At 40.9% G+C, this 16,652-nt stretch carries 12 protein-coding genes; 5 read left to right on the top strand and 7 right to left on the bottom strand.

All coding sequences use genetic code 11. The features are described from left to right. Window positions 1-1,093: 1,093 nt before the first annotated feature. From V7K55_RS08215 to V7K55_RS08205, 3 genes are all read right to left on the bottom strand, one after another. Window positions 1,094-2,152, bottom strand: coding sequence for a 3-deoxy-7-phosphoheptulonate synthase (locus tag V7K55_RS08215; protein WP_334830015.1), 1,059 nt, complete (start codon window positions 2,150-2,152; stop codon window positions 1,094-1,096). 198 nt (window positions 2,153-2,350) lie between these two features. Then, complete coding sequence (locus tag V7K55_RS08210) at window positions 2,351-4,009, bottom strand: alpha-amylase family glycosyl hydrolase (RefSeq protein ID WP_334830013.1); 1,659 nt, start codon at window positions 4,007-4,009, stop codon at window positions 2,351-2,353. A gap of 341 nt (window positions 4,010-4,350) precedes the next feature. Further along, window positions 4,351-4,728, bottom strand: a complete 378-nt coding sequence (locus tag V7K55_RS08205; RefSeq protein ID WP_334830011.1) for a DUF1823 family protein — start codon at window positions 4,726-4,728, stop codon at window positions 4,351-4,353. A 68-nt stretch (window positions 4,729-4,796) separates the two neighbouring features. Between V7K55_RS08205 and V7K55_RS08200 the strand changes: the two genes are divergently transcribed. Beyond that, window positions 4,797-5,099, top strand: coding sequence for an acylphosphatase (locus tag V7K55_RS08200; protein WP_334830009.1), 303 nt, complete (start codon window positions 4,797-4,799; stop codon window positions 5,097-5,099). Between the two features lie 98 nt (window positions 5,100-5,197). Further along, a complete protein-coding gene (locus tag V7K55_RS08195) occupies window positions 5,198-6,880 on the top strand; it encodes an RluA family pseudouridine synthase (RefSeq protein ID WP_334830007.1) in 1,683 nt (560 codons plus the stop codon). A gap of 105 nt (window positions 6,881-6,985) precedes the next feature. Here the strand turns inward: V7K55_RS08195 and V7K55_RS08190 are convergent, their stop codons facing one another. Beyond that, window positions 6,986-9,130 carry an outer membrane protein assembly factor gene (locus tag V7K55_RS08190; protein ID WP_334830006.1) on the bottom strand — a complete coding sequence of 715 codons (2,145 nt, stop codon included), beginning with the start codon at window positions 9,128-9,130 and terminating at the stop codon, window positions 6,986-6,988. Between the two features lie 246 nt (window positions 9,131-9,376). Between V7K55_RS08190 and V7K55_RS08185 the strand changes: the two genes are divergently transcribed. Further along, complete coding sequence (locus V7K55_RS08185) at window positions 9,377-10,741, top strand: lipid-A-disaccharide synthase-related protein (RefSeq protein ID WP_334830004.1); 1,365 nt, start codon at window positions 9,377-9,379, stop codon at window positions 10,739-10,741. A 62-nt stretch (window positions 10,742-10,803) separates the two neighbouring features. On the opposite strand, the gene V7K55_RS08180 is transcribed toward V7K55_RS08185, so the two are convergent. Continuing rightward, complete coding sequence (locus tag V7K55_RS08180) at window positions 10,804-11,526, bottom strand: response regulator transcription factor (protein WP_334830002.1); 723 nt, start codon at window positions 11,524-11,526, stop codon at window positions 10,804-10,806. Window positions 11,527-12,289: 763 nt separating this feature from the next. On the opposite strand from V7K55_RS08180, the gene V7K55_RS08175 reads away from it, so the two are divergent. Both V7K55_RS08175 and V7K55_RS08170 read left to right on the top strand, forming a co-directional pair. After that, a complete protein-coding gene (locus V7K55_RS08175; RefSeq protein ID WP_334830000.1) occupies window positions 12,290-13,603 on the top strand; it encodes an ATP-binding response regulator in 1,314 nt (437 codons plus the stop codon). Between the two features lie 34 nt (window positions 13,604-13,637). Beyond that, window positions 13,638-14,762, top strand: coding sequence for a hybrid sensor histidine kinase/response regulator (locus V7K55_RS08170; RefSeq protein WP_334829998.1), 1,125 nt, complete (start codon window positions 13,638-13,640; stop codon window positions 14,760-14,762). Here the strand turns inward: V7K55_RS08170 and V7K55_RS08165 are convergent. Next, the gene (locus V7K55_RS08165) at window positions 14,759-15,616 is read right to left on the bottom strand and encodes a DUF3598 family protein (RefSeq protein WP_334829996.1); all 858 of its coding nucleotides are present in this window, start codon (window positions 15,614-15,616) and stop codon (window positions 14,759-14,761) included. The two genes, V7K55_RS08170 and V7K55_RS08165, sit on opposite strands and share 4 nt — an antisense overlap. A gap of 52 nt (window positions 15,617-15,668) precedes the next feature. After that, window positions 15,669-16,571 (bottom strand): cell division protein FtsX, encoded by a 903-nt coding sequence (locus V7K55_RS08160; RefSeq protein ID WP_334829994.1) that lies wholly within the window; start codon window positions 16,569-16,571, stop codon window positions 15,669-15,671. Window positions 16,572-16,652: the final 81 nt, after the last annotated feature.

Raw genomic sequence — 16,652 nt, 5'->3', positions numbered from 1 at the left:
ATGATAATTATTTGTCAAAAAATTATGCTTCGACACAAGTTCTCTATTTAAATAAAGAATTTTCTCTGATTTTTTTTCAAAATGAGAATTGCTGTATTTTTATTATGTAGCTGTTCGATTAACTCACGACTTTTATTTAATGCCGCTTCACCAAGCTTTTAGCCAGTTTTTTCTAAGGCTTTAGTTAAAACTATAGTAGCGATCGCAGTTGCAACTGCTGTTAATGTTACAGGTTCCATAATTTAGTAATGAAATACAACATCGCCCTTGGAGATACAAATGTAGCTCTGTCTATTTCGGAAATATATCACACACATTTAGCAATTATCTTCACATCCCGCCTTACAATTTAAAGCTAATAGCCCAAGTCCACTCAAGTGGAATCAAACCTTTTCTCAGTCTTCTTTTGAAGACTTTAGCTATTAGCCATAGGTTTCTAATCTATGGCGGGTGATGCAACAGATGCAATATTTCGGACTTACGGACTTGAGTTTAATAGATTTTAGGTCAGCAATGTATCCGACGGTCTACGCCTACGCTTTTACAACACCATTATTCGACCTTTTAACTCGGACATTCGACCTTTTAACTCGGAAGTTCGACCTTTTAACTCGGACGTTCGACCTTTTAACTCGGAAGTTCGACCTTTTTACTCGGAAGTTCGACCTTTTAACTCGGAAGTTCAACCTTTTTACTCGGACGTTCGACCTTTTTACTCGGACGTCCAACCTTTTAACTCGAAACTCCGAGATAAAAGCTTGAACGTTGAGGCTGAGAACTTGAATTTTACTACTTTGAGGTGAAGCAATGCCTGAGTTGGGCTACGCCTACGCAAAAAATTGCTGGAACCACAGGAGATAGAGGCGGATGACTTGAAGGAATAAGCGGTAAAAGTGACATTTTGCACTGTAACAAACCCTTACTCCCAGCCCCACTATTTACAATGGAAAGGGGTTTTATTCACTTTCCTTCTTGAGGAAATCTCAAACTCAATACACCACACCAACTGATGCAATTTGATACCCAACTGCTACCACACATTAATGCCACATCCAAAAGAGAAATAGGATGCTCCCGTTGCAATCTGCTGTATTTATTTAAGTTTTTCGTGAGCAACCAAAATAATTTTTTCGGTTTCTTCCCAGCTAATGCATTTATCAGTTACAGAAATACCATATTTTAATTCTTCTTGTTTCCCAGTAATTGGTTGACTACCTTCATACAAATGTGATTCCAGCATCATGCCAACTATTGATGTATTACCATCCACTATTTGCTGAACAATATTTTCTAAGACAGCACCTTGTAATTTGTAATCTTTATTGGTATTGCCGTGGCTACAGTCGATAACAATTCTCGGTGGTAAATTTGCCTGTTTTAACTTCTCTTCTACCAATTTCACATTTGCTGGATCAAAGTTAGGTTGACTACCACCCCTTAAAATTACGTGTCCGTAGCCATTACCTTTAGTTTGAAAAACGCTGACTTGTCCGTTTTGATTAATTCCCAGAAAATTATGCGGGTTTCTAGCAGATTGCAGGGCATTCAAAGCTACTTGGATATTGCCATCAGTACCGTTTTTAAAACCCACAGGCATCGAAAGTCCACTTGCCATTTCGCGGTGAGTTTGGGATTCGGTTGTGCGTGCCCCAATGGCAGACCATGTAATCAGTTCACTAATATATTGAGGGATGATTGGATCTAGTGCTTCTGTACCCGCAGGTAGTCCTAATTCTGTAATTTTTAATAACAGATCCCGTGCAATTAATAAACCATTCTCTACATGGAAAGAATCATCCATATCTGGATCGTTAATCAATCCTTTCCAACCAACAGTTGTTCTTGGTTTTTCAAAGTACACTCGCATAACTAGTAGCAGCTTATCCTGAACTCGTTCGGATAACGCTTTCAACCTTTGAGAATATTCAAGCGCTGCTTTTGGGTCGTGGATTGAGCATGGCCCAACTACTATAAATTTTCTCCGATCCTGAAAATCCAGGATATCTTCTATTTCCCGCCTATATGCTAAAACTCTTTGTTCGGCTAATTGTGTTAAAGGTAATTTCGATTTGATTTCATTGGGAGTTAATAAAATGCGATCGTTCTCAATATTAGCGTTGTCGATATTACTGTTAAATAATTTGTTGTGCATGGGGATGCCCTGACAATTTTATATTACGCACTTCAATTAAGAAGTGTAACACAAACCCATGAGATTTTAAAACAGCTTCTTTCTGCCTTGAAAAATTTATAGTTAAACTGTACGTGATTAAAAAAATAAATGAAAAAGGGAAATATTTCCCCCTTTTTCTTTATTATTGTCATACTGGCTCAGTCATGATGTCTATCATTATTGCCATACAAAGACTTTGGCTTCGTATGGCCCCAAATCAACTGTGATGCCATCTTCAACAGCTTCGACATCATAATTGCCCGTCCACTCGTGCCATGTTCCACCGCTTCCTAAATTGGCAATATGATAGCCACCTAGAAAGTTTTCTGAGAAATTTGCTATTACGACTACACGAGAACCTTCATCATTCCAACGAGTATAAGCTAATACTTTCGCATCTGCATTTTCATGGATAAAATCAATATTTTCTGTGTAGAGAGCGTGATTACTTTTACGCAGGTTGGTTAAGCCTTTGTATGATTCAAACAAACCACGATTTAAATCGTTACCTAATAGTGTCCAGTCAATTTTGGATGATTCAGGTTGTTTCGGTTTATACTCTCCAAATTCCTCTCCCATCCAAATTAAAGGTACACCAACAGCAGTCATTAGGATGGCGACTCCTAACTTAGCCCGCCGGAAGGCTTCTTCGTCAAAAATCTCACGGTTTCCCAATTCTACCATGACATGGTTGTGGTCGTGGTTGGTGAGGTAATTTACTACATTCGTAGCACCCAAGAAGCCTTGGCGTTTGCAGTCAATGACATCTTTGAGACGCTCTAAATCAAATGTATCACCGCAGATATGTTCTAGGATGCAGTGATAGAAACTATCATGCCAACAACCATCCATTGGCCCATCTATATTAGTAATGCTGGTAGTTTCAGGAATGTGTTCGGCAATATTATAAAAAGGCTTCATGCTAGCAGTATTTTTAGCTTCCTGAACAATCCAGTGCATGAAGTCATAATTAGCAATTTGCCGCGCTGCATCATAGCGAATACCATCAAGATGATATTCTCCAACCCAAAAACGAATTACCTCACTAATAAATTTCCGTGCTGGATGAATCTCTAATTTTTCGTCGTAATGTTCGTAATTAAACTCAGGCCCCCAGTTATTATCAGGATCGCGAGGTTCATGATGATACCAATAATCGTGGTCAATTTGTGTTAAAGGAGCAGATGCTTCTGAGTGGTTATAAATACCGTCAATAATTACACGAATGCCTCTGCCGTGACACTCATCAATCAAATTTTTCAATTCAGCAGTAGAACCATAACTTGATTCTGTCGCAAAAAAGTGGCGGGGATTATAACCCCAACTATAATCACCAGGATATTCTTTGAGTGGCATTAACTCAATAGCATTGATTCCTAGTTCACATAAATAATCTAACTTTTCAATGACGTGTTTATACTTGCCTCGTGCATAAGGATCGTCCTCACCACCAGAAAAATCACCAACATGCAATTCATAAATTACTAATTCGTGGTCAGCAGGTAAAGGTTTATCATCATGTTGCCAATGGTATGTATCGGTAATCCTTTGTCCATCTTTTACATAGATAACACCATCATCTTTTCCACTCAGTTCATCTATATCAGTTGCACAGGGGTCTGTAACATCAACCCATTGTTCTGGTTCCAAAAACCATGAATTTGACTGGACACGAAATTTATATTTATAATCACCGTCTTCTAGTTGCACACTTGTACGAAAATAACCATCATCACCTTTTTTCATTGGAATTTCTTGCCAATCAGAAAAAGAACCAATTAATGCGGCTCCTTTGTTGTAAGGTGCAAATAAATTAAATTCAATTGGCTTTGCCATAGAAGTGTTTGTAATATCAAGGGTTGATAGAATTATTCTCTGATGCTCAATTGAATTCGCAAATCGCTCTAGAGAAATATTTATATAAATAGCGCTTCTATCTTCAGGAGGAATTCATGAATACTTTGTAAAAATTATTATTTTTTGACAGTTTTGGACTATCGATCGGATTGGCTTTTTGAATTTATATATAAATTTTATATTATATTTCTTTTGTTAGCAGCACTAATAATTTAAAAATATTTTTGTATTAAACTACAAAATTTGAGTTGATTAATTAATGGCTTTTAATTAACTTCTGAAATAGCAGGTATTTAGCAATAAATACCTGCTATTTCAGATTAATCAATTTTGCCGTTAGTTTGTTGTAGATAACTTAAAAACCAATTTGCCGCCGTCGCTCTGCGAGTTTGCCGAGGCCCAAATTCTCCAATTTTGTAACCTTTGAAACCCAGCTTCTCTTTGAGCATTTGTTTATTTTCAGCAGGAATAGAACGGGTCAATTTGACTATTGCAGGGCGAGACTCTATGAAATCTGGTGGTTGGGGGTACTCATTTTGCCATTCTGGTGCAACTAGGCTATTGTCCCATTGTGCAGTTGAGGAATTATAGCGATAGCCTAAATAATGCCATAGCAACTGGTTAACTGTGGCATCATCAAGTTTATCGTCAAGAATTGCCCAAATCGTTTCTGTATTTAGTGGTGGCAGGTTAGACATGTGTGATTAAAAACAGATAGTGTATACATAAACTAGGTAGACTGGAATCGTAAAGATTAGACCAGTTTATGCAGAATTCTACAGCACTACCAAAGATCGTCCGTGCCCATGTATTCATTTCTGGCCGAGTTCAAGGAGTGGGCTATCGCTATTCCACTGTGGATACAGCTAGACAGTTGGGATTAACCGGTTGGGTGCGAAATCTCTCCGATAGTCGAGTAGAGGCAGTCTTTGAAGGGGCGCGAGAGGTTGTAGATAACATGGTTCGCTGGTGTCACTCTGGGCCACCTGCTGCTGTGGTTAAAGATGTTGTGGTTGAGTACGAAGTCCCTGAAGGGTTACAAAGATTTGAAGTTAAGCGGGTTGAATAGAAAGTCATGCTAATATGCTGCTTTAGATACTGCATTTGCTGGGCATTGAATCGCTAATTACAATATGAGGATCGGCTAAATTTGCAATCATACCTTGTATGGTAGTTCTGCACGCACTTTCAGATTTCATCGACTGCTATTTTGCTGTCAGCGATTCAACTCCGAGTTATTCGTATGGAGGGCGTTGTCTTGAAAGTGGCGATCGCCTAAAATTACCTCGCACCTCAATGTCCGAAGCGATCGCTCACGGACTAATGCAACAGCTTGCTAATAATGACTGTTATTCTCATGAAGGCAAGATGTATGGAATACTGTTGGTTGAACTGCCTAATGGCGAACAACGGGTACTAAAAGCCTTTTCCGGTCTGTTGAATGGTTCCAGTGTGGTTGAAGACTGGATTCCACCAATTCCAGGACGAGATGAAGTTGTTTTGGAGGAAACCCGCACATTAGTACAGTTAGACGCGATTAAGCAGGAAATCCTTAGCCTGAAGCAACTAAGCGAACGCCAGCAATATGAAACCTTAGCCGATGAATTTGAACAACAATTGCAAGCAATGAGCGATCGCCATCGTCATTGCAAACATCAACGACAGCAAAAACGCCAGCAAATCTGCAACACACTCACTTCAGAAGCACTCACGATTGCCCTTGAACAACTCGACGAAGAAAGTCGTCAGCAGGGAATTGAGCGACGACAACTTAAACACCAGCAAAATGAAGTATTACAGCCCCTCCAGCAGTTAATTGCAGCAACAGATGGGCGAATTAGCGAACTTAAACAACAGCGGAAAGCGCTATCCCGTCAATTACAAGCTCAGATGCACGCTAGCTACAGCCTGACTAATTTTTTGGGGCGATCGCGATCGTTACAGCAATTGATGCCAGAAGGCTCGCCCACTGGCACTGGAGACTGTTGTGCCCCAAAGTTACTGCATTATGCAGCAACACATAATTTAAAACCACTGGCAATGGCAGAGTTTTGGTGGGGTGCATTTTCAGTAAATCAAGATAAAATTCAGGGAGAATTTTATGGCGCATGTGCCGAACGATGTCAGCCATTGATGGGGTTTTTGCTCTCAGGATTGAAACCTATTTCAATCCCTGATAAGGATTTTCCCACAACTAGCCCTCTTTTTCCTACCAAAGCAGATATCCCCATTCTTTATGAAGACCAATGGCTGATTGCTGTAAATAAACCTGCTGGCTTACTTTCAGTACCTGGACGTTATCGCGATCGCCAAGATAGTGTTTTGAGTCGCTTACGTCATCTGTTACCGGATGGCATGGCGCTTGCACCTGTGCATCGCCTAGATCGAGAAACTTCTGGGATTTTGTTGTTAGCACGCGATCGCCAAACCCATCGGCAACTCAGCCAGCAGTTTCAGCAACGCCAGGTTTACAAGGTTTATGAAGCTATACTTTCCGGTGTTGCGATCGCTGAACAAGGTGTAATTGACTTGCCATTGTGGGGAGATCCTGAAAATCGCCCTTATCAAAAAGTTGATTGGCAACGCGGTAAACCCAGCTTGACACAATTCCAAGTAATGGCAAGAGAACAAGATTACACCCGCGTAGAATTTACGCCACTAACAGGACGCACCCATCAATTGAGGGTTCATGCAGTTGATGTCCGAGGACTTGGGGTAAGTATTTTAGGCGATCGCCTTTATGGATGTGATGCAGTTACCACTAGGTTACATCTGCACGCGAGGGAACTTTACTTCGAGCATCCACAGTTAGAAAAAATCTTGCACTTACAAGCAACTACGCCCTTTTGACGGAATCCCAAAGAATTAAAGTGTCGATAGTTTCAACGTTAGTGCAGAAAATGAGCGAACGGATAATTTTGACTAATATTTTTTCAGTTTTTGTGAGAAATCCGGTTAAAATCGCTGACCTATGCCTAAATGCACTTTGCTTTCTCCCTGGTCATTAATGCCATAATCAGCCCGAATTAAGCCTAGTGGTGAATTTAAGCGCACTCCAGCCCCATAACCAAAACCATAACCTGGTTTGCCTCGTACACCCGCCGGATCTCCTAATACAGTATCACCTGAGCCTAAGTCTGAAGCAAAGTCGGCAAATAATACACCCCCGACGATTGGTAAAACGGGAAAACGATATTCTGCGGAAGCTAATACATAACTGCGCCCACTTCCCACATCACCGGAATCGTAACCGCGCACTGAATTGGAACCACCCAAGTTAAAGCTTTCGTAGGGCGGTAAATTCCCAAGGACGGTACCAGCTTGCAGATTCACAGCAAATACTTGTGGCTGTTTGGTGTTAAATAATTGAACTGGTAAATATTGGCTGTAATTGGCTTTAAGGCGATTTAGGGAAATATTACCTTGACCGATGGGTATAGATTGTTCTGTACTCAAACTCAAAACTGAACCTTGAGTTGGATTGAGGGAATTATCCCGTTGGTCTTTGGTGGCGGTGAAGGATACAGTAGTTAGGTCATCAATGCCAGTTCCACTTACAGAGAGGGGATTACCTTGCGCGTCCGTTGGAGTAATATTACCTTGGCGATCGCGAATACTAGTTCGGGTATAGTTTAATCCTAATGAGGTATTCCAGTCATCGATTGGTCGCTGTAAGCTGACACTTCCACCAATTTTACCTTCCCGCACTGTGTCGCCGTTAGCTAACTTAATGTTGTCATCAAAGGTTTCCGAAAGTTCCCGATTCCGAAAACCATTTATAGTGTACCCCAAGCGATCGGGGTTTGTTGTCCGATAGGGGCTGACAAATTTGCTATTAAACTGCAAGTCTCGGCTACTTACACCAACATTCAAGCCTAAAGTATCATTAATACCGCCGACATTCTGATCTTGATAGCTGATTGTACCTATCAAACCTTGATCGGCATTATAACTCCCGCCCAAGTTAACACCACGCGCCCCAGTTTCTTTAAGTTGGTAGACTAAATCAAGTTTTGTCGCATCTCCTTCTAAGGCGACATTCACAGTTTGAAATAAACCAGTCTGATATAACTGTTGGATGTCTTGTTTAACTATATTTTCTTGGAAAATTTGACCAGGTTTTAGTTTGAGTTGCTGTTGCAGAAAATCTGCTTTGGTGCGTCCACCGACGGGATTACCCTTGCTGTCAACGGTTTTGCCCTCGTCGTTGACAAAGCGAAATTTGATCTCACTCACCAAGCCTTCAGCAACATTTACGGTGAGAATGCCTTGAGAACTGGGTTTAATTGATAGCACTCGTGCCAAATTATAACCATTATCGGCGTACCACTTGCTAATTTGTGCTACTCCTTGCTGGAGTGCTGCGGGACTGATGGTGGTTCCAATTTGAGATTGCAACTGTTGTTGGGCTACTTGGTAGGTGAGGACTTTTGCACCAGATAATTGTAGCGATCGCACAATCACCGGTTGCACTTGATAAACTACATTCAATCCAGCCTGTGTGCTAAAGCTATTCACACTGACATTGCTAAATAAACCTGTATCCAAAATTGCCGCTACATCTTTTTGTAGTTGGCTTTGACTGGTTTCTCCACCAGCCTGAGTTTTAATGACTTTACGAATGATATCCTGCAATTCTTGATTTGCTCCCACTACCTGGACATCTGTAGCTGTAACTACTAAAGTGTTGTCAGTCGCAGGGATTTTGGGGGATGGGGAGGGAGGAGGAGAAAAAGGGAGTGGTAGGGAAGAATTTAACTTGTCTACTTTGTTTTCAGCAAGCGGCTTGAGAGTTTGTTTGGCTGTAGGGGAAGCGGAGGAAATAGGAAGGATGACTGCTGAGTTTAAGATTACTGGGGAATTTTTGCTTGCGCCTGTTTTTACTGCGATGGGATTTTGAGAAAATTGTTGTGCAACTATACTTTCTGGGGAAGCAATTGTCTCTATGCGTGTGGGAGTGTCTTCAATTATTGGCACTACCAAGTTACCAGCTTTTGCAGTTGGAGCAACGGTTTTAGTAGATGCAGCTGTTGCTTGCTGAGTTACATTGGCAGCAGCTAAAGTAGCTAAAGTAAAAATTGCAGTAGCAGAAACTCGCATAATATTTAACCTAATTAACTGGGAGTTATATCAATTTTGGATTTTAGATTTTGGATTTTAGATTTTGGATTAAAATACTTGACTAAAAAGCAGGTCTTAATAATTTTAAACAATCCATCCTTTCCGAATTTGCTGTTAGTTGTAGAAAAGTAAAGAAATAGCGATAATACTAACTTCCAGCTTCTTCGCCGATTTTCCTTTATACCTCTTACCCAAATAGACAGTTAATTTTGATATTTTGTTTCTATGAATAATGCATCCCGCTTATCTTTAGCTTCTAACTCCCAAACTGCAACTTCTCCTTTACGGTTACTTGTATTAAGTAATGGTCATGGCGAAGATATGATTGCAGTTCGGATTTTGCAAGAACTCCAACGACAATCAAACCCACCAGAGATATTTGCTTTACCTCTGGTGGGTGAAGGACGTGCTTATGAACAGTTAGATATCCCCTTTATCGGTTCAGTACTGACTATGCCTTCTGGCGGCTTTATTTATATGGATGGCCGCCAATTAGCGCGGGATGTCCGCGGTGGTTTATTGCAACTTACTCTCAGCCAGATAAAAGCTGTGCGCCGATGGGTGAGTTCTCAAAAAAAATTAGGTTATAAAAGAGCGATTTTAGCTGTAGGAGATATTGTCCCCCTGCTATTTGCAACTTTTAGTGGCGCTAATTATGCTTTTGTGGGTACGGCAAAATCTGAATATTATGTGCGGGATGAAGCTGGATTGTTACCACGTAAATCTAAAGACGCGCGTTGGGAAAACTTTTCTGGTTCAGTTTACCATCCTTGGGAACGTTGGTTGATGAGTCGTCGCCGTTGTCAGGCGGTGTTCCCTAGAGATGGACTGACGACTGAAACATTAAAACAATGGCCAATTCCCGCTTTCAATTTGGGTAATCCCATGATGGATGGTCTGGAACCGACGTTTTCACGCCAACAATTTTATAGCGAGAATGCCCAACAGCAAGAAAGAGTCAGACCTTTTGTGGTGACTCTTCTGCCTGGTTCCCGTCCGCCAGAGGCATATACTAACTGGGAAATAATTATGATTGCCGTATCTGCGCTGATGGCGAGTTTCCAAGAACGAGGTTCAATCTTTTACACTTCTAGCACAGTAGTGTTTTTAGGTGCGATCGCTCCTGGTTTAGACTCTAATATCTTATCCCAAAGCGTGCAATCCCAAGGCTGGCAAATTCAATCAGCATGTCCGATCAAACTTTCCGATCCAAACGCCTTGATATTTAAGCAAAGAAATGCTTACCTGATGCTGACACAAAAAGCTTATAATGATTGCTTGCATTTGGGAGATTTAGCGATCGCAATGGCAGGTACAGCCACAGAACAGTTTATCGGTTTGGGGAAACCTGCGATCGCTTTTCCCGGTAATGGCCCACAATATAATCCCGCCTTTGCTGAAGCTCAAAGTCGTCTTTTAGGCTCATCTTTGATTTTAATTGAGCAGCCGGCAGAAGTAACGAAAGTTGTCCAGTCTCTATTCAAAGATCCTGATATTTTGCAGATTATTGCCGAAAATGGTGGGCGACGCATGGGAAAATCGGGAGCGGCACAAAGGATTGCTGATTGCTTGCAAGAACGATTTGGTTGAAGGGCTATTGGGTATTTGGCATTGGTTAGTAGTTAATCTCCCCAGTCTCTAATCAGCACTCCTCACGCTACCAACCCAGAACGTAAGGCCCTGACAGCAGCTTGGGTACGGTCATCAGCACATAATTTATTTAGAATATTACGAACATGAGTCTTTACAGTACCAACTGTAATATAGAGTTTCTCGGCAATTTGACCATTGCTACATCCAGCTACAATCAACTCTAGAATTTCCAATTCCCGTTGAGTTAGGGGATATGTTTCCAAAACTTGCTCGTATTCTGATGCCAGCGCCTCAATTTTTACAGTCTTCGGCTTGTCAGAACCTTGGCTTTCTCCAGGAATACCTTGCCGCATCTTCCGTAATACCACATTGGCAATTGCCGGATCGATCCAAGAGTTACCGCCGTGAGTTGCTTGAATCGCTTCCGTTAATTTACTGATGCTTGTTTCTTTCATGTAATAAGAATCAGCACCCGCCGCGAAAGCTGCAAGTACAGCATCCTCTGTATGATCCATCGTCAGGATCAGAATCTTTGTTGACGTTTGCCCGCTTTCAGCTTGCTGGCGTTTGAATTTACGGGTTAGTTCAATGCCATCCATATCAGGTAAACCGATGTCTATAACAGCTACATCTGGCTTTGCCGTTTCTAAAAGTTTTAACCCTTGAGTAGCATTTGCTGCTTCGCCAATTACTTTCAAAGCGCTATGAGACTGTAATGCAGCCCGTAGCCCCATTCGCGTTAAGTCATGATCTTCAATTAAAATAATGCTAATTTCATTCATAGTTACACTCGCTCTGACGCTGTTTGCATCTTCCAAAGATATTACCTTTTGTAAGTTGCTATCTATTATTTTCCCAAACTCAAGATAGATGATATTTAAAGCAGTCTGCATCCATCGGTAGAAATAATAAATTTCCTATTTTTGAATATTTAGATAGAGGACATATCTAGCTGAAGATATATAGATACTTGGATAAAAAGTATGAAATATTGAGACGAATGCCAAACTTATCCTCCCTTGCTCAAAATTAAGCTTTCAATTGCCATGTTTTATTAGTTAATTACTATTATCTTCTATAAAGTTCTAAAAAAGCTTAGAAAAATGGTTAAAACTGCTCAAGCTTATGGTACACGATAATGGTCTGTAACTATCACCAATGGGTGACGACGGTCGCTAGCTGACTCATTTACAATTGTTTTAAGCTGAGTAAGGTAATTTTATTTTACTTTAGGCTCTATCTGTTGTCTTCAGAGCAAAAATTCTCGCTTTGTTAGAGCAACTCCTGTAGTTGTGATGACTGTCTCAAATCAAGTTCAATAGCGAGTGAAAGCTGGAAACTAAAATCTAGCTGGGTGTGTCTTGAAGCCTTTAACCTTTCGGTCAAGATAATAGCAGCACCCAACAAGTATTCGATATTGTGCAAAATGCTTTAGTCAATCAAGTTACAGATTTTAGATATCCGAAAATCTTATATTCTTTAGTTGGATAATCTGAAAAGGGAAATATATACATAAATATCTGTCTGGCGGCAAAATAAAAACCGATGGAAGAGACGCTGAAAATTTTGGTTGTAGATGATAACGAAGTAGACAGGATGGCAGTCCGTAGCGCTCTGACTGAAGCAGGTATTCAAATGGAACTGTCTGAAGTCAGTGATAGCAATGATGCATTTTCTGCCTTAAGCACTACTGCTTATGATTGTGTTTTCCTCGATTATCGCTTACCACTCCAGGATGGACTAACCTTGATTCAACAGCTACGTTATTCGGAAATTAAAGTTCCTTTAGTAGTCTTAACTGGTCAAGGAGATGAACAAATTACTGTGGAATTAATCAAAGCTGGTGCTACAGACTATCTTTCTAAGTCTAGGATATCCCCGGAAAACTTGGCACAGGTTTTGAGGAGTGCGATTCGGATTTATCGGGCTGAAATACAAGCAACTTTGGCAAAAGAGGAACTCATTCGTAAGAACCAGGAGTTGGAGAGACAACAGCAACATATTCAAATGCAAAACTTTAAGCTATTGGAGACATCGCGGTTAAAATCACATTTTTTGGCAACGATGTCTCACGAACTCAGAACGCCAATGAACGCGATTATTGGTTTTTCACAAATACTGCTGCGTCCTAAATTTGGTCAACTAACTCACCAGCAAGCAGATATGGTTGAGCGCATCTTGAATAATGGGAAGCATTTACTGATGCTACTCAATGAAGTTCTCGACTTTTCCAAGCTGGAGGTAGGAAGATTAGACTTAAAGGCGGAAAGATTTGATGTATCAAAGATCGTAAATCAGGCTGTAAGTGAAATGCATTCTCTAGCTGATGCCAAAAATCTCTCATTGTTAGTGCAGAACGATTTGCAAAATCCTTCGGTATTTAACGATCCTGTGCGGATTAAACAGATTTTAATTAATCTGCTCTCCAACGCCATTAAGTTTACCGAGTCTGGTGAGATTTGGGTTGAGGTTAAGGAGCTACCAGAAAAGAGAGTAGCAATTATTGTTCGGGATACAGGGATTGGCATCGCATCCAGAGATTTTAAACGTATTTTTGAAGCATTTCGACAAGTCGATCAAACTATCACTCGCAAATATCAAGGTACAGGACTGGGTTTAGCAATTGTAGATTCAGTGGTACGAATGATGGGCGGCAAAATTTTTCTTGAGAGCAAAGTGGGCAGGGGTTCAATGTTTAAAATTGAATTGCCGCGTCAAATCACATTGGCGAATGTAGCCGCCGAACCCCCAAATTTACAGTTAGATGATGAGGGAAATTTTTCCTCTCCTAAAAATCCCCATCAATCATGTTCTCAAGCCAGGGCAGCACCAATAGGATATCCTAAATTTAAAATATAAATTACTTCCAGAAAATAATAAAAGTTGATTAATCATGTCTGTAGTTGAAAATAATAAAATTTATCGTATCCTCGCAGTTGACGACATTCGAGATAATCTTATTTTGGTTCAAGCAATTTTAGAAAGTGAGGGGTATGAAATTGATTTGGCTTCAGATGGAATAAAAGCTTTGCGGCAAGTTGAACAATCTCCACCCGATCTGATTCTGTTAGACGTGATGATGCCGGGGATGGATGGTTATGAAGTTACCCGTCGGATTCGGCAGAACCCCGCCCTCTCTTATATTCCAATTCTGTTGATTACTGCCTTTCACGAATCTAGCGTTGTCGAAGGTTTGGATGTTGGTGCTGACGATTTTATTCGCAAACCATTTGATACTGATGAACTACTGGCAAGGGTGCGATCGCTATTACGTCTCAAGCATAGTTTAGACGAACAACAAAAAATGGCTCGTCAACGGGAAGACTTTGTTTCCCGTCTGACTCATGATTTGCGAACTCCCCTAGTAGCCGCAGATCGGATGTTGAGTTTGTTTGAGATGGAAACATTCTGCAAAATTTCGCCGGAAATGAAACAAGCGATCGCAGTTATGATTCGGAGTAACCAAAATTTGATGGACATGGTAAATACTCTGTTAGAAGTCTATCGCTTTGAAGCGGGTAAAAAAACGTTGAATTGGGAAGAATGCGATTTACGTGAGATATCTCAAGAAGTAGTCGGCGAACTAACTCCTTTAACCCTTGAAAAAGATTTGACTCTAACAATAGACACCAGTAGATTAAACCCACAGAGTAAAAATGCTGGTTTGGTTATGGGCGATCGCTTAGAACTACGGCGAGTGCTAAATAATTTGATCGCAAATGCCATCAAATTTACAGATACAGGAAGCATAACAATCCGTATTTTTGAAACATCACCTCATCCAGGAAATCAAGATTCGGTAACGATTGAGGTAGAAGATACAGGATATGGGATTGCGCCCGAAGATCGGGCAACAATTTTCGAGCGATTTCGCCAAGGCAAACATAAACGCTCAGGTAGTGGTTTAGGGCTACATTTATCTCACCGCATTGTCGAAGGACATGCAGGAACTATCAATGTTGCCTCTGAAGTAGGTAAAGGTAGTTTATTTACTGTGCAATTACCTAAGAACATTTAAGCTTTTTCTTCAGTAACTAATGTCAAACTAACCCATTCGCCTTTATCGTTATAGCTGCGAATCATCCTTTGGCGGAGGTTTGGCTGAATTAACCAACCCGCTTCTAAGAATAAGGGTTGACGTAACTGCACCTTGAGGGGAGAAGTTGCAGAAGCGCCATCAGGTAACAATAATACTTGTACTTGCTTTTCGGGATCTTGGTCAAAGAGAACGATGGAACCTTTAATGGTAGCAGTTGAGGTAATTGTGCGTAGACGCGTTGGCGAAGCCTCTCGCAGAGAAGCGGCTTGTCGTGAGACATCGCCAAAAGAGGTACTTTGAATTAATCGCCCAGTATCATCAAGTTGTATTTTCAGAGTTGTAGAGTAAAGATCGGACGATCGCAAATCTCGATAGATTGTCACTGCTTGTCCTCGCCATTCTCCCAACAAATCATCTATCTGCAAGGGTGGACGTTCTGCTGCTGGAGTTCCGGCTAAATGTTCTCGAATGAGAGTTAGTCCATTGAGATGACCGTTTTTATCAAACAGTTGCACCAAACGTAAGCGGCGATTTTCATGAACAAAAGCGAGTTCTCCACCAAATTCGGAAAATGGCCCTAGCTGAATTAAACCTTCAGAAAATGAACCATTCTCAAAAAATAACAAACCTCCCCCCACAGACATAAATTCTCTGATTACATCATCCTTTCCCGAACGACTCAGAGTTAGGCGCACTGTCTGATTATTGTTCAAACTCTCCAGCGAAAGACGGCTAGGAGTATCGTTCAGAAGAGTACCTTGGGGAGAAAAATTGGTAAATGAACCTTCCCATATACCAAGATTTTGCAGAAAACATTCCCATTGTGATTTCATAACTATTTTGTCCTTTGTCATTGGTCATTTGTACATAACCAATGCTCAATCCTTAACTTTTAGCAAAACATCGGACAGCAAATAAGCTTCCCATTAATCCTACAGCTGCACCGAAACTTAAGATAATCAAGGGTAATAGTAAAATTTGGGCTGGAGTCAGTTGTATTCCGTTGGTGATAACTTGGATAAATTCAGGTTGATTGGCTAGCAATTTACCGAGAAACTGTTGAATCACAGAAATGAAACTCCAAGCGATCGCACCACCAACTAAACCGAAAGCAATTCCTTGTAAAATAAACGGCAGGTAAATCCAAACTGAGGTTGCTCCCACCAGTTGCATAATTTCAATTTCTTGTCGTCGCGCCATGACAATCAGCCGAATTGTGGTTGTAGTCACTGCGATCGCTGTTAAGGTCAAAATAATCGTAATTGTTAAAGTAATCCATTTCAGCCCCCGATGTAGCTGGGCAATGCGTTTAACTGCTTCATCGATATATTCTACCGTCTCAACTCCCGGTAACTTAGCCAGTTGCGTTGCTAAACCTGGTACAACTTGAGAATTACGCGCTTTCACCTTCATCTCATCAACCAAAGGATTATCACCTAGCTGCTGGGTAGCGCCCTCAATATCAGAAATTCTCATTTCCTTAACTAATTTAGTCCAAGCCTGTTCTTTGGTAACGCTTTGTATCGCCGCAACCTCCGGCATTTTGGCAATCAGTGGCTCAATGTTTTCGACCCGCGTATCTGGTTCAAGATAAACTGATACTTCTAGCTGGCTACCAAACTGATAGAGGAGTTTTTCAACTTGCCAAGAGGTTTGTAAGCTCAAACCAAATAAAAACAGTAACACCGTCACAGTACTTACAGCTGCCCAATTCATCCAACCTCCCCGCAATAAACCGAGGAAAGTTTCTTTAAGCAGATAGTCTAGTTTGGTAAAAGACTTAAACATAATTCATAATGGGCTTCGCTAACGTAATTCGTAATTCATAATGCCCAATTCCCAATTCCCAATTCCCCACTCCCCAAATTG

It is taken from the genome of Nostoc sp. (genome assembly GCF_036919895.1).
In the GTDB taxonomy this organism is placed as follows: Bacteria; Cyanobacteriota; Cyanobacteriia; order Cyanobacteriales; family Nostocaceae; genus Nostoc.
The sequence above is the reverse complement of the archived record's forward strand: the minus strand, read 5'-3'. Positions and strand labels throughout refer to the sequence as shown.

What these genes read in the sequence shown, in the direction of transcription:
- V7K55_RS08215 (WP_334830015.1), bottom strand. Translation starts at nt 2,152, where the DNA reads ATGCACAACAAATTATTTAACAGTAATATCGACAACGCTAATATTGAG.
- V7K55_RS08210 (WP_334830013.1), bottom strand. Translation starts at nt 4,009, where the DNA reads ATGGCAAAGCCAATTGAATTTAATTTATTTGCACCTTACAACAAAGGA.
- V7K55_RS08205 (WP_334830011.1), bottom strand. Translation starts at nt 4,728, where the DNA reads ATGTCTAACCTGCCACCACTAAATACAGAAACGATTTGGGCAATTCTT.
- V7K55_RS08200 (WP_334830009.1), top strand. Translation starts at nt 4,797, where the DNA reads ATGCAGAATTCTACAGCACTACCAAAGATCGTCCGTGCCCATGTATTC.
- V7K55_RS08195 (WP_334830007.1), top strand. Translation starts at nt 5,198, where the DNA reads ATGGTAGTTCTGCACGCACTTTCAGATTTCATCGACTGCTATTTTGCT.
- V7K55_RS08190 (WP_334830006.1), bottom strand. Translation starts at nt 9,130, where the DNA reads ATGCGAGTTTCTGCTACTGCAATTTTTACTTTAGCTACTTTAGCTGCT.
- V7K55_RS08185 (WP_334830004.1), top strand. Translation starts at nt 9,377, where the DNA reads ATGAATAATGCATCCCGCTTATCTTTAGCTTCTAACTCCCAAACTGCA.
- V7K55_RS08180 (WP_334830002.1), bottom strand. Translation starts at nt 11,526, where the DNA reads ATGAATGAAATTAGCATTATTTTAATTGAAGATCATGACTTAACGCGA.
- V7K55_RS08175 (WP_334830000.1), top strand. Translation starts at nt 12,290, where the DNA reads ATGGAAGAGACGCTGAAAATTTTGGTTGTAGATGATAACGAAGTAGAC.
- V7K55_RS08170 (WP_334829998.1), top strand. Translation starts at nt 13,638, where the DNA reads ATGTCTGTAGTTGAAAATAATAAAATTTATCGTATCCTCGCAGTTGAC.
- V7K55_RS08165 (WP_334829996.1), bottom strand. Translation starts at nt 15,616, where the DNA reads ATGAAATCACAATGGGAATGTTTTCTGCAAAATCTTGGTATATGGGAA.
- V7K55_RS08160 (WP_334829994.1), bottom strand. Translation starts at nt 16,571, where the DNA reads ATGTTTAAGTCTTTTACCAAACTAGACTATCTGCTTAAAGAAACTTTC.